This is a genomic window from Schinkia acidoalkalinis, assembly GCF_054301215.1.
The window spans coordinates 3,655,593-3,667,803 of the sequence record NZ_CP182573.1 but is presented as its reverse complement, the minus strand read 5'-3'; the positions used below and the strand labels follow the sequence as shown (position 1 = coordinate 3,667,803).

The 12,211-nt window shown below is 38.2% G+C and carries 15 protein-coding genes; 6 read left to right on the top strand and 9 right to left on the bottom strand.

The window, feature by feature from the left end:
* Positions 1–32: 32 nt before the first annotated feature.
* Both ACNQFZ_RS18735 and ACNQFZ_RS18730 read right to left on the bottom strand, forming a co-directional pair.
* A complete protein-coding gene (locus ACNQFZ_RS18735; RefSeq protein ID WP_458412822.1) occupies positions 33–266 on the bottom strand; it encodes a DUF2249 domain-containing protein in 234 nt (77 codons plus the stop codon).
* Positions 267–299: 33 nt separating this feature from the next.
* Complete coding sequence (locus tag ACNQFZ_RS18730) at positions 300–2,663, bottom strand: nitric-oxide reductase large subunit (RefSeq protein ID WP_458412821.1); 2,364 nt, start codon at positions 2,661–2,663, stop codon at positions 300–302.
* A 301-nt stretch (positions 2,664–2,964) separates the two neighbouring features.
* Between ACNQFZ_RS18730 and fdhF the strand changes: the two genes are divergently transcribed.
* Entirely contained in the window at positions 2,965–5,025 is a 2,061-nt protein-coding gene (gene fdhF, locus ACNQFZ_RS18725; RefSeq protein WP_458412820.1) for a formate dehydrogenase subunit alpha, read from the top strand.
* A gap of 60 nt (positions 5,026–5,085) precedes the next feature.
* Here the strand turns inward: fdhF and ACNQFZ_RS18720 are convergent, their stop codons facing one another.
* Positions 5,086–5,289, bottom strand: a complete 204-nt coding sequence (locus ACNQFZ_RS18720) for a 2-hydroxymuconate tautomerase family protein (RefSeq protein WP_458412819.1) — start codon at positions 5,287–5,289, stop codon at positions 5,086–5,088.
* A 173-nt stretch (positions 5,290–5,462) separates the two neighbouring features.
* Between ACNQFZ_RS18720 and motA the strand changes: the two genes are divergently transcribed.
* Together motA and motB are read left to right on the top strand one after the other, a co-directional pair.
* Positions 5,463–6,260 (top strand): flagellar motor stator protein MotA, encoded by a 798-nt coding sequence (gene motA, locus ACNQFZ_RS18715; RefSeq protein WP_458412818.1) that lies wholly within the window; start codon positions 5,463–5,465, stop codon positions 6,258–6,260.
* A complete protein-coding gene (gene motB / locus ACNQFZ_RS18710) occupies positions 6,247–7,023 on the top strand; it encodes a flagellar motor protein MotB (RefSeq protein ID WP_458412817.1) in 777 nt (258 codons plus the stop codon). Before motA ends, motB begins: the two co-directional genes overlap by 14 nt.
* Before the next feature lie 17 nt (positions 7,024–7,040).
* On the opposite strand, the gene ACNQFZ_RS18705 is transcribed toward motB, so the two are convergent.
* The gene (locus ACNQFZ_RS18705) at positions 7,041–7,343 is read right to left on the bottom strand and encodes a spore coat protein (protein ID WP_458412816.1); all 303 of its coding nucleotides are present in this window, start codon (positions 7,341–7,343) and stop codon (positions 7,041–7,043) included.
* A 1-nt stretch (position 7,344) separates the two neighbouring features.
* Positions 7,345–7,545 (bottom strand): hypothetical protein, encoded by a 201-nt coding sequence (locus ACNQFZ_RS18700; RefSeq protein WP_458412815.1) that lies wholly within the window; start codon positions 7,543–7,545, stop codon positions 7,345–7,347.
* 163 nt (positions 7,546–7,708) lie between these two features.
* Here ACNQFZ_RS18700 and ACNQFZ_RS18695 point away from each other — a divergent pair, with 163 nt between their 5' ends.
* The 3 genes from ACNQFZ_RS18695 to ACNQFZ_RS18685 are packed head-to-tail and all read left to right on the top strand — an operon-like array spanning position 7,709 to position 9,478.
* The gene (locus ACNQFZ_RS18695) at positions 7,709–7,924 is read left to right on the top strand and encodes a spore coat protein (protein ID WP_458415446.1); all 216 of its coding nucleotides are present in this window, start codon (positions 7,709–7,711) and stop codon (positions 7,922–7,924) included.
* 32 nt (positions 7,925–7,956) lie between these two features.
* Positions 7,957–8,319 (top strand): spore coat protein, encoded by a 363-nt coding sequence (locus ACNQFZ_RS18690; protein WP_458412814.1) that lies wholly within the window; start codon positions 7,957–7,959, stop codon positions 8,317–8,319.
* A 22-nt stretch (positions 8,320–8,341) separates the two neighbouring features.
* Positions 8,342–9,478, top strand: a complete 1,137-nt coding sequence (locus ACNQFZ_RS18685; protein ID WP_458412813.1) for a zinc-dependent alcohol dehydrogenase — start codon at positions 8,342–8,344, stop codon at positions 9,476–9,478.
* A 43-nt stretch (positions 9,479–9,521) separates the two neighbouring features.
* Here the strand turns inward: ACNQFZ_RS18685 and ACNQFZ_RS18680 are convergent, their stop codons facing one another.
* From ACNQFZ_RS18680 to ACNQFZ_RS18665, 4 genes are all read right to left on the bottom strand, one after another.
* Positions 9,522–10,391: a 5'-3' exonuclease gene (locus tag ACNQFZ_RS18680; protein WP_458412812.1), complete on the bottom strand. Its 870-nt coding sequence runs from the start codon at positions 10,389–10,391 to the stop codon at positions 9,522–9,524.
* Positions 10,392–10,463: 72 nt separating this feature from the next.
* Positions 10,464–11,186 carry a sirohydrochlorin chelatase gene (locus ACNQFZ_RS18675; protein ID WP_458412811.1) on the bottom strand — a complete coding sequence of 241 codons (723 nt, stop codon included), beginning with the start codon at positions 11,184–11,186 and terminating at the stop codon, positions 10,464–10,466.
* Positions 11,187–11,202: 16 nt separating this feature from the next.
* Complete coding sequence (gene cobA, locus ACNQFZ_RS18670; protein WP_458412810.1) at positions 11,203–11,973, bottom strand: uroporphyrinogen-III C-methyltransferase; 771 nt, start codon at positions 11,971–11,973, stop codon at positions 11,203–11,205.
* 18 nt (positions 11,974–11,991) lie between these two features.
* Positions 11,992–12,207: a DUF3906 family protein gene (locus tag ACNQFZ_RS18665; RefSeq protein WP_458412809.1), complete on the bottom strand. Its 216-nt coding sequence runs from the start codon at positions 12,205–12,207 to the stop codon at positions 11,992–11,994.
* Positions 12,208–12,211: the final 4 nt, after the last annotated feature.

The window sequence follows — 12,211 nt, the reverse complement described above, 5'->3', positions numbered from 1 at the left end:
TACCTAGATGCCAGCCTCTTCTTAAAATAACATTATTTTTTACCAATTGCTACGCGCCAAACTTCTGGACCCTCTTCAAGGTATTCCCAAGTAAATTGGTCAGGTCTTTCCATCATGAACTGATATTGTAATGGGCGTGGATCATGATCGTTTGTTAATTCCATAAATTCGCCTGATTGTAAACCATCGAATGCTTTGAAAATTACAGGATGCTTTTCTCTTGGTGGATAATCAGGTGCGTTTACTTTTGCTGCAAATTCAGTCATTGTTGTTTCCTCCTAAAGTAAAGTCAAATTAAATTAGTCTTCATCAACTGCTAAATCTTTTACAGGTAAAGCTTCCCCTTCTTTATGAGTAGGCTTACGTAAGTTGAAAATTGATTTAACAGCCACATACGTAATTAACAATACACCAATTAAGAAAATTGTATCTGGGATTGCACGAATTGTAAGTAAATTCACAACGATATCTTGTTGTAAAAACTCAGGTGAACGAGAAACCCAGTAGCCTTTAATAAATGCTTCTTTCAATTGTAACCAACCAACAGGAAGTAATGCAACTGCAATCATACCTGCTAAGCCGATGTTCATTAACCAGCAAGAAATTTTAATGATTTTGTCGTTCCATTTTTCAGGTTTTACAATGCTTCTTAAACAGAATACAAGAACGGCAATTGCAAAGAATCCATAAACACCCATCATAGATCCATGACCATGTGCTGGTGTTAAGAATTGACCATGTTCAAAGTATGCAACCGCTGGTAAGTTGATTAGGAATCCTAATACCCCTGCACCAACTAAGTTCCAAATACCTACAGAAATCAAGAACCAGAAAGTTGACTTGTAAGGGAAGTCAATACCGCCATCTTTTATCATCTTATAATGTGAATAAGCTTCTAAAATCAATAATGTTAATGGTACTACTTCTAATGCAGAGAATACTGCACCTAAACCAATCCAAATTTCAGATGATCCTTGATAATAGAAGTGGTGTCCAATACCAATAACACCGCTGCCTAATAACAATGTAATTTGGAAATATAAAGCTTTTACAGTTGAATTTTTAGTTACTAAACCAAGTTGTACTAATAAGAAACCGATAACAACAACTGCGAATACTTCAAAGATACCTTCTACCCATAAGTGAATAATCCACCAACGCCAGTAATCTGCCATTGTAAAGTGTGATGTTGGGTTAATAAATAACGCAAAGATATAGAATGCTGGTACGGCGATTGAAGAATAGAATAATAAGTGAATTAAACCACCTTTATCAGTTTCGCGTTTTAAACCAGATTTAACACCTCTAAATACAATGAACAACCAAATGCCCATACCTGCGATTAAAACGATTTGCCAAATACGGCCAAGTTCTAGGTACTCCCAACCATTGTCTCCAAGTAGGAACCAAAGGTTTCCTAATTTACCATTAGCACCTAACCATTCACCAATCATACTACCAAATACGAGTACAACTAGTGCCCAGAATAGGATGTCTACTAATAATCCTTGTTTCTTAGGCTCATGTCCGCCTACTAATGGTGCAACATATAAGCCCATTCCTAACCATGCTGTAGCAATCCAGAACACAGCCAATTGTAAGTGGTAACCTTTAGTGATAGAGAATGGTAAAATATCATGAATCCACTTCATTCCAAAGAAACTATCTGGCTCAATATAATAGTGAGCAAGTAAAGCACCAAACATTGATTGCATAAAGAATAGAACAGCTACAACTGCGAAATACTTTCCTGCTTTTACTTGTGATTTCGTTACTGGTAGTTTACGTAAATCAATTTTCGGGAAATTGCCTTCAGTATATGCTGGATGCATATCTAGTTGATAACGATGGAATAAGAATAAAATAACACCCATCATTAAAATTAGTAATGTTACACTAGCACCAGACCACCATACTGCTGATAGTCCCATTGTATTTCCTGCATCTTGATAGTAAGGCCAGTTATTTGTATAAGTGATATCATCATTAGGTCGTAATGTACTTGATAACCATGCTGTCCAGAAGAAGAAATCAGATAGTTGCGTAATTTGGTCTCCATCTGCAACATATGCACGGTTAGTTGCTGGCATATGCTCTTCTTTAATTAAGCCTGGCTTTAAGCCCCAACCGTCGCCATTTGTAAATACATCTTTGTAATATGCTCTAACTTGATCAAGACCATAAACTTGTGCATCTGTTAATGGTAATGTGTCAGTTTTTGCATCATAACGGTTTTCTTTAATTTCAGTAATAACCTTTTGTTTGATTACTTGTTGATCGTCTTGAGACAACTCTTTATATGCTTTACCATATTTTTCTTTTGCTCTAAAATCCTGCATTCCTTCAGTATAAACCTTCAATGCTTCAGCTGTATAATCCGGTCCCATGTAAGATCCGTCACCAAGGACTGTACCATAATCCATTAAAGCATACTTTTGGAATACAGCCTGCCCACCCATGATGGACTCTTTTGTTATAATCGCATCACCGTTTGGACTTGTAATAGCTGTCGGTCTTGGAGCATTTCCTTTAAAAATCGAATATCCTCCAACTAATAAAACGGTAAAAGTTAAAAGCAATGTGAGAATTAAGATTGATTTTAAAAGGCCGTTTTTCGTAGTTGGCTTAGAAGCCGCATACGTATTAAGTTTTCTTTCTCCCATCTTTTTCACTCCATATCTTCTATTTCATCGGCGCGCCTTTCACAATTCAAATGATAGCATTTCTCAAATCCAAGGCGTGTGATTTAAAACACCAATAGGGTGTGTTTTTAATCATACATATACAAAGTAATAACTTTAAAAAGTATATTATCTAAATATTTTAAGTTTTACGATATTAAAACGAACTCTATTAAATTGAAATTCTTCCTTGTTTGTTCTTAAAAAATTCCATAATTAGACACCAAGACACTTCACTAATCTGTTAAGATAAAATACATATAATAGGATAGGAGGGGAACTCATGGAAGGAATAAAGCAAGTTCGGACGATTTGCGGCTACTGCGGAACAGGTTGCGGCCTTATACTTGAAGTCAAGGACAATCAAATCCTGAGAGTACGCGGTGATAAAGATGCCCCAGTCAACAAAGGACAAACATGTGTCAAGGGGGCATTCGCCTACAAATATGTTCATGCAAATGAAAGATTAAAAACACCGCTTATCAAAAAAGCCGGTAAGTTTGTAGAAGCAACATGGGAAGAAGCATTGCAAATCATTGCAGAGAAGCTTACAACTATTAAAAACCAATTTGGCCCACATGCAATCTCAATGTTTGCTTGTGCCAGGACGACGAATGAATCCAATTATGTCACACAAAAATTCATGAGAGCAGTTGTCGGCAGTAATAATATCGATGGCTGCAACCGCACCTGACACGCTCCTAGCGTTGCCGGTCTGGCAACTGTGTTTGGTGACGGTTCTCCGACAAGTACATTAGAAGATTTTGATGAAGCGGATGTCTTATTACTAATGGGCTCCAATACGACAGAAGCCCATCCAATTATTTCAAACCGAATCAAAAAAGCTGCTAAAAATGGCTTAAAAATTATTGTAATCGACCCGCGCCAAATCGATATGGTAAAGGTAGCCCATAGCCATCTCCAAATCAATGTAGGTACAGATATTGCCTTAATGAACGCGATGATTCATGTTATTTTAAAAGAAAAGCTTTATGATGAGACGTATGTTAGCAGGGTCACACTTGATCTTGATAAATTGCAAAAACAGGTGGAGATTTATACACCAGAATTTGCTGCTGACATTACTGGACTTTCACCTCAGAAAATCGTGGAAACCGCCCGAATTTATGCCACAGCACCTAACGCCATGATAGCCTATACTCTAGGGATCACTGAGCATCATTGTGGTGTAAATAATGTCTTTGACATTGCCAATATGGCCCTACTTACTGGTCATATTGGAAAAAAAGGAAATGGCATTATGCCGCTACGCGGACAGAATAACGTCCAAGGTGCTGGCGATATGGGATGCTTGCCAAATCAACTTCCTGGCAGTTTTCCGATTACAAATGATGAGTACCGCAAACGTTTTGAAGATGCTTGGAATGTAAAAATAGAAGCTGTCGCAGGAGATACACAGACACGTACGCTTGAGCGAATGGAAAAAGGCGATGTGAAAGCTCTTTATGTCATTGGTGAAAATCCTTTAATGGCAGATGTTCATATGTCACATACGAAAAAATTGCTAACAAATCTAGATTTGTTAGTCGTTCAAGATATCTTTCTTATAGAAACTGCCCAATTGGCAGATGTCGTTCTTCCTGCCCGTTCTTGGGGCGAGGTTGACGGGACATATACAAATACCGATCGGCGCGTCCAAAGGGTACGGACAGCTGTAGAGTCCCATCCAAATGTCAAAGAGGATTGGCAAATACTTTGTGACCTTGCAGCAATAATGGGTTATAACATGAACTATGAAACTAGCGAACAAATTTGGGACGAACTGCGGACACTTGCCCATGAAAAATACGGTGGCATGTCCTATGGTCGTTTAGATAAAGAATATTCATTACATTATCCATGTCCATCAGAAGACCATCCTGGAACATTTGTACTGCATGAACATTTACATGATATGGACGCTGGAACTGATAGGAAAGCACCGTTTGTTCCAGTAGGCTACACGGCACCAATTGAACTGCCGGATGAGGAATATCCGCTCACCCTCACTACTGGTAGACGCTACGAATCTTATAATACACATACGCAAACACGTTATTATCCTGATAACGTAAAAATTAAACAAACAGAGGAAACTGTTGATATTCATCCTGAAGACGCTCGTAAACTTGGGATCAACGACGGCGATGTTGTTGAAGTTGAATCTCGACGCGGCTCTTTAAAAGTGAAGGCCAAAGTAACCGAGCAGGTTGTTCCTGGCTTGGTATTTATGAGCTTCCATTGGAGTGATGTTCCTACGAATATTCTTACCATCAATGAATTTGACCCAATTTCCGGTACTGCAGAATTTAAAGCGTGCGCAGTAAAGGTCAAAGTAATTTAATAGATACAAAGAAAAAGAACCGATTGATGCAAACGCATGTAATCGGTTCTTTTTTCCATTTTACTGGCCTCTTTGCCTGCGAATAGTTACTTGTTCTCCCCCAATGCCCCAATTGTCTGTGTCAACTTCATCTATAACAACAACTGTTGTTTGCGGGTTTTTTCCTAACACATCTCTTAATAAATTAGTAGCTCCTTCAATAAGCTGTTTTTTCTGTTCAGACGTAACGCCTTCATTTGTTATTTTAATATTGACATATGGCATGAAACATCTTCCTTTCCTTACTGAATATTGTTATGATGTTTTTTAATGGAGACATTTGAAAATACCAGAAAATTAATCTTTTCAAACGTCTTTTTAACAATTATGATTAACACATATAATAGTACAATACTTAGCCTATGTCACGCCACTATACATAGTAAGGAGGAACATTTGTGGACAAAACTTCACTATTTGGAATCATCTTAGGTGTAGTTGCGGTTGGAGTTGGAATGGTTTTAAAAGGTGTAAATCCTAGCGTTCTAATCAACCCTGCTGCCATTTTAATTATCATAGCAGGTACAACGGCCGCGGTTTTAATAGCATTTCCTACTAATGAAATTAAAAAAGTACCAGCCTTATTTAAAATCCTTTTTACAGAGCAAAAATTAAAAACTCAGGAAGAATACATTAAAATGTTTGTTGAATTTGCAACAACTGCCCGCAAGGAAGGCTTGCTTTCATTGGAAGCACAAATTAATGAGATTGATGACCATTTTTTAAAAAATGGCCTGAATTTAGCCATTGATGGTCAAAGCCCTGAATTCATTCGTGATATTATGATGGAAGAAATTGAAGCTATGGAAGAAAGACATCTAGCTAATGCAACGATCTTTTCGCAGGCTGGGATGTATGCGCCCACACTTGGTGTATTAGGAGCTGTACTTGGGTTGATTGCTGCCCTTGGCAATATGAAGGACATTGAAGCATTAGGACATGCTATCGCAGCTGCCTTCGTTGCAACATTATTGGGTATTTTTACCGGTTATGTCCTTTGGCATCCATTTTCTAACAAGTTAAAAAGAAAGTCAAAACAGGAAGTTCAAATTAAACAATTAATTGTTGAAGGTGTTCTATCTGTTCAGGAAGGACAAGCACCAGGCATTATTCAACAGAAACTAGCTTCCTATCTACCTATTCAACAAAGACTCGCCTTTCTAGAAAGGGGAGAAAAAGAAGATGCCACGGAATAAAAAGAAAAAACATGAGGAAGAGCATGCGGACGAAACATGGCTGGTTCCGTATTCGGATCTTCTCACCTTATTATTAGCGTTATTTATCGTCCTCTTTGCGATGAGTTCGATTGATGCCGGTAAGTTCTCACAAATGGCACGTTCATTCAATAGCACCTTTCAAGGTGGAAGCGGCGTGATGAATTATCCAAGTCCCTTTCCACAGATAGATAGTGAAAGTTTTAGCAATAAAAATGCCACTAACAATCAAAATGCAAAAGCTGAACAAGAAAAAAAGGAGATGCTGGAAATAAAGGAAAAAATGGATTCCTATATCGAATCCAAGTCTTTAAATGCCCAAGTAATAACCTCCTTAACAAGTGAAGGTTTGATGTTAACTATAAGAAATGATATTTTGTTTGATTCTGGTACAGCCAATGTTAGACCGGAAGATTACAAGATTGCAAAAGAAATTTCGCAATTACTTGTGATGGACCACCCAAGGGAAGTTATTATAAGTGGACATACCGACAATGTCCCCATTCATAACGCACAATTTGACTCCAATTGGCACTTAAGTGTCATGCGGGCGGTTAACTTTATGAAAATTATATTGGAGAATAAAAACTTAGATGCAAAATGGTTTAGTGCAAAAGGCTATGGAGAGTTTAGACCTGTTGCATCGAACGATACGCCGGAAGGCCGTTTAGCAAATCGCCGAGTTGAGATCTTAATTAAATCACCGGACCAAGAAGATGGCACACCAAATGGGGTCCAAAATTAGGTAAAGCCAGCAAACCCTTATGTTTGCTGGCTTAATTTTAATGCAGTATCAGTAATTTTCAAATCCATTTGTAGCTGCTCCCTTAGGTCATAAGGATGATACATTCCGTTTTCAATCATATAATTTATAATTCTTTCATGGGTTTCAACTGCATGTTTTAGCTGCTTTTTTAATTCTTCCCGAACCGTCGACGTTGAACTTTCAGTAAGTGCAAAAGCAAGATTTTTTATACCGGATTTTGCCGCCATTAAAAAGTCAGTAGCGATGACCTGATCCGTCATTCCACCCATTCCCATTAGATTTTTCAAAAAGTTATTCATCCTAATCTCCCCTTTCCGTTATCAATTCCCTTAGCCTTTGTACAAATTGACTCCCTGCTGTCACATCATCATCGAAAATAGCCTTCAACCCTGGATCTTGAACCAGCCCGCTCATTGCCACGGCTTTTGTTAAACATAGATTTTTAAAAACTAATAGCTCATGCACTTCCAATGTTTCATGCAACCCCATATATCTAGTCATAAATGAAACCCCTTTTTAATTTTTATTTACAGTTTGCTCGAAGCTGTTCCTTAAACAAGTGGTATTTTTTGTTATTTGATCAAGATAGAAGACCTTGTATAAAGACTACGTATCAAGCCAAATTAACTGTAATTCAATTTGTATAAAAGCAGGAGGACTAATGATGGAAGAAGAGCTATTAGGATACCACGAAACTATGGATACCCATGAAATGCTGAACTTTAAAACAAGCTGTTTAATGAAAAGCAAATTAATGCAGGGTATATGCTTTGATAATGAACTCAAACAACTTATGGAAAAGGATGTCCAACAATCAATAAAAGCAATTCAGGAGCTTAAAATTCATTACGAGAAGGCGCATACGAATTCACAGAAATAATGATGATATTGAACCGAAAGGATGGAAATGATATGAATCAGGATTATCTTGATCCTAAGTATGCTGAAGGAATGCCAAAAATGGCTGACTCTGCGTTTGCAATGGACTTTTTAACTTCAATTAAAACAGGAATCCGATATTATGCCGTCACTTTAACGGAAACAGCCAGCCCCGAGCTAAGAGCGACCCTATATAAACAAATGGAAGATGCTATTGATTTACACGGAGAAGTAACGGAATTAATGCTACAAAAGGGCTGGTTTTATCCAAATGATATGGAAAAGCAGATTGAATTAGATTTAAAATCAGCTGATATGGCCTTAACAATCGGCAATATGGAGCTGTTTCCTCATGACACTGACAGGCTAGGGACGTTTGCAACACCGTATAAATAAACCATAAAGGAGGTAAATAGCGATGAAGGCCGTAACCTACCAAGGCATTAAGGATGTTGCCGTAAAAGAAGTCCAGGATCCTAGAATTGATAAAGCAGACGATATTATTGTGAAGATCACAAGTTCAGCAATCTGTGGGTCTGATTTACATTTAATCCATGGAATGATTCCCAATACGTATGAAAACTACATAATCGGCCATGAACCAATGGGAATTGTTGAAGAAGTCGGCCAAGGAGTTACGAATTTAAAAAAAGGCGACCGTGTAGTCATCCCCTTTAATGTTAGTTGCGGTGAATGCTGGTATTGTAAACATGATCTTACAAGTCAATGTGATAACTCCAATCCACACGGGGATATGGGGGGATTCTTTGGCTATTCTGAAACGACAGGCGGATTTCCTGGCGGTCAGGCCGAATATATGCGCGTCCCTTACGGAAATTTCACTCCTTTTAAGCTTCCTGAAAATTGCGAAGTTGAAGATGAGAAATTAGTATTAATTTCCGATGCGATGGCAACTGCTTATTGGTCTGTCGATAACGCTGGAGTGAAAGAAAGAGATACCGTTATTATTCTTGGTTGTGGCCCTGTAGGTCTACTTGCTCAAAAATTTGCATGGTTAAAAGGAGCGAAAAGAGTAATCGCTGTAGATTATATCGATTACCGGCTAGAACATGCAAAAAGAACAAACCACGTCGAGATTGTCAATTTCGAAAGAGAAGAAAATATTGGGAGTTATTTAAAAGATATAACCGAAGGTGGTGCCGATGTAGTCATTGATTGTGTTGGTATGGATGGAAAAATGACACCGCTTGAATTTCTGGCAACCGGTTTAAAACTTCATGGCGGCTCAATGGGAGCGATTATAACGGCTACACAGGCAGTTCGTAAATGTGGCACGATTCAGATTACTGGTGTTTATGGTATGAGGTATAACAGCTTCCCATTAGGCGATATCTTTGAACGCAACATCAATATACGCACAGGCCAAGCCCCGGTCATCCCATATATGCCACACCTCTATAATTTAATAGCTGATGGAAAAGTCGACCCAAGTGATATTGTAACCCATGTTATTCCTTTAGATCAGGCTAAACATGGATATGAAGTTTTTGATACAAAAACGGATGGTTGTATTAAGGTCATTTTGAAGCCTTAAAGACAATGGTCTTCATACCTGTGATGAAGACCATTGTTGTGTACTACCCTATTAGTTTTTCGAGCCCTTTAAATTCCAGTTCTTTGAACTTTCCTAAAACCTTGGCACGATCAATGGCTAATAGTGCCTCATCTAAAGAACAATGAACAGGCACTTCACAATGAATCTTAGCAAGCTTCCGTGATAAATGAAGCATTTCTAAATCCTGTTCAATTTTAGAACGTTGCCCCTTTGAAAGAGAATCTAAATTGTCCAAAATGCCTTCAATTGTTTCAAACTGATTTAAAAGTTTTACGGCGGTTTTTTCCCCTATTCCGCGGACACCTGGATAATTATCGCTGCTATCCCCCATTAATGCTTTTAAATCCACCATCTGCCCTGGTTTAATGCCTTTCCTTTCCACCAATAACTCCGGCTGAAAGACTTCATAATTACCGTAGCCATTTCTTAGCAGAGCCACCTTAATATCTTCATCAACAAGCTGAAGAATATCTTGATCTCCTGTAAGAATAATCACTTTATGCTTTTTCTTATATTGTTGTGCCAATGTCCCTATACAATCATCGGCCTCAAAGCCTTTTAAACCAATATTAGGAATATCAAAAGAGGCAACAACTTCTTTTACCAAATCAAATTGCGGGATAAGCTCAATCGGTGGCTCCCCACGGTTGCCTTTGTACTCTGGATAAAGCTCTGTCCGAAATGTCTTGCTACCCATATCCCAACAACAAACGACATGGCTCGGCTCAAAATGATGAACAGCCGTCAGCATATGGCGCACAAAGCCATGGACACCATTGGTTGGGATTCCTTTACTATTTATCATAAAATAACCGCTCATTGCGGTTGCATAAAATGCCCGAAATAATAAGGCCATGCCATCAACAAGTAGAATTTTATTGTTTTGTTCCACTGTTCTCTCTCCTTTCAAAAACATTTTCTATTATAACACGAAAAAGCATGCAAAAACTTAAGTTTGCATGCTTTATTCTACCGTGCTCTGAACAACGATATCTTCAATGATTGAATACTTGCATAAGGGATCTAAACTTATAATTTGTTGACCTTGTTTTTGCCACTTGTTAATCTTTTGATTAACGATATTTAGTAACTCCCCATAAAAAAATAAATAAGGAACAACAATCACGCGATTAGAAGCTTGGTTTGAAATAAGTTCCAAGCCTTCTTGCAAGTTCGGCTTAGCAGCTGCTAAATAACTAACTGTGATATTCTCAATTTCTAAACGATTCTTGATCCCTGTCTTGATTTCCTCGAAAGCAAAGGGGATACCGGGGTCACTTCCTCCAACTCCAACGATGAGAATACCATCACTACCTGTCAGATCAATTACATTTTTTCTAATGTTATCAGCCATTACAGTTAGGATTTTATCCTTTACTCCAAGTGGATTTCTTACATTCACCTTAATAGTAGGATATGTCTCACGCAGCGAGGATAGGATTCGTGGTATATCCTCTTTAATGTGGCCGGCTGCCAATAGAAATAACGGTACTATCGTGATTTCTGTTGCCCCCCTTTCCACACACCTCTTGAAACCAGATGAGATGGACGGCTTTGTTAGCTTAAGAAAACAAAACTCTTGAATAGGTGGATTACAGCGTTTTTTTACCTGTTCGATAAAAGCTTTTAACTCTTGAACGCCCTTTTCTGACCGAGTACCATGACCAATATATAATATAGCCTTCATGCTCCATGCTCCTTGCTCAATTAAGCTGCCTATTCTGTTCCAGCTGAAGTTTTTCAAACCAATTTATTTTTTGACGCATGCGCACTACCTCACCAACGATAATCATACTTGGATTCGTTATATGTTCATTTTTTACGATATTAACAATCGTCTGTAACGTTCCAACAACAGTTCGCTGTTTATTAAGTGTGCCCCAGTGAATGAGTGCAACTGGTGTTTCCGGACTTTTTCCATAGAATAAAAGTTTTTCTTGAATATAAGAGAGATTACTTACCCCCATATAGATTGCTAATGTGTCGATTCCTTTTGCTAGTGATTCCCATTTTGTATTATCAATTTCACCATTTTTACGGTGGCCCGTGACAAAAGCAAAAGATGACCCAAACTCGCGATGTGTTACCGGTATACCAGCATAGGCTGGTGCAGCTATGCCTGATGTAATCCCTGGAACAATTTCAAAATCAATGCCATGACTGGCTAGAAATTCTGCTTCTTCGCCGCCACGTCCGAAGACAAAGGGATCTCCCCCTTTAAGCCTAGTAACGATTTTCCCTTTTTTCGCGTGTTTTACAAGGAAATGGTTAATCGTTTCCTGCTGCAGGAAATGGGCTTCCGGTGACTTCCCACAAAATTGCATCTCAACGCCTTCTTTAGTAAAACGTAATAACTCTTGATTAACCAATCTATCATATAAAATCACATCTGCTGCTTGAATGCATTTTAATCCTTTTACAGTAATTAGTTCAGGGTCACCTGGGCCTGCTCCTACTAAATATACTTTTCCCACAATCCTGCACCCCTTTTATCAGAGGACTGTTTCGAATGTAGACAAAACGAAACCAGCCCCTTCTTGAATTTTTTTCCTTTCATATAAAGAAATATTTTGTACATCAGCTATTTTTAGTAACTGTTTTTCAAGTTCAACATCAACAAGGTGAAAGGCTGTTTCATCATCCTCTGCAGCTACGACCGCGTGAAGCAGTTGTCCATTTATGGTTATCTCTAATCGATATAAGTTCATTTTC

Bases quoted from the DNA above. Each gene is read 5' to 3' on its own strand.
- ACNQFZ_RS18685 (WP_458412813.1), top strand. From the start codon at position 8,342: ATGAAGGCCGTAACCTACCAAGGCATTAAGGATGTTGCCGTAAAAGAA.
- ACNQFZ_RS18705 (WP_458412816.1), bottom strand. From the start codon at position 7,343: ATGAATAACTTTTTGAAAAATCTAATGGGAATGGGTGGAATGACGGAT.
- ACNQFZ_RS18730 (WP_458412821.1), bottom strand. From the start codon at position 2,663: ATGGGAGAAAGAAAACTTAATACGTATGCGGCTTCTAAGCCAACTACG.
- ACNQFZ_RS18695 (WP_458415446.1), top strand. From the start codon at position 7,709: ATGGAAGAAGAGCTATTAGGATACCACGAAACTATGGATACCCATGAA.
- ACNQFZ_RS18690 (WP_458412814.1), top strand. From the start codon at position 7,957: ATGAATCAGGATTATCTTGATCCTAAGTATGCTGAAGGAATGCCAAAA.
- ACNQFZ_RS18700 (WP_458412815.1), bottom strand. From the start codon at position 7,545: ATGACTAGATATATGGGGTTGCATGAAACATTGGAAGTGCATGAGCTA.
- ACNQFZ_RS18720 (WP_458412819.1), bottom strand. From the start codon at position 5,289: ATGCCATATGTCAATATTAAAATAACAAATGAAGGCGTTACGTCTGAA.
- ACNQFZ_RS18675 (WP_458412811.1), bottom strand. From the start codon at position 11,186: ATGAAGGCTATATTATATATTGGTCATGGTACTCGGTCAGAAAAGGGC.
- ACNQFZ_RS18735 (WP_458412822.1), bottom strand. From the start codon at position 266: ATGACTGAATTTGCAGCAAAAGTAAACGCACCTGATTATCCACCAAGA.
- motB (WP_458412817.1), top strand. From the start codon at position 6,247: ATGCCACGGAATAAAAAGAAAAAACATGAGGAAGAGCATGCGGACGAA.
- ACNQFZ_RS18665 (WP_458412809.1), bottom strand. From the start codon at position 12,207: ATGAACTTATATCGATTAGAGATAACCATAAATGGACAACTGCTTCAC.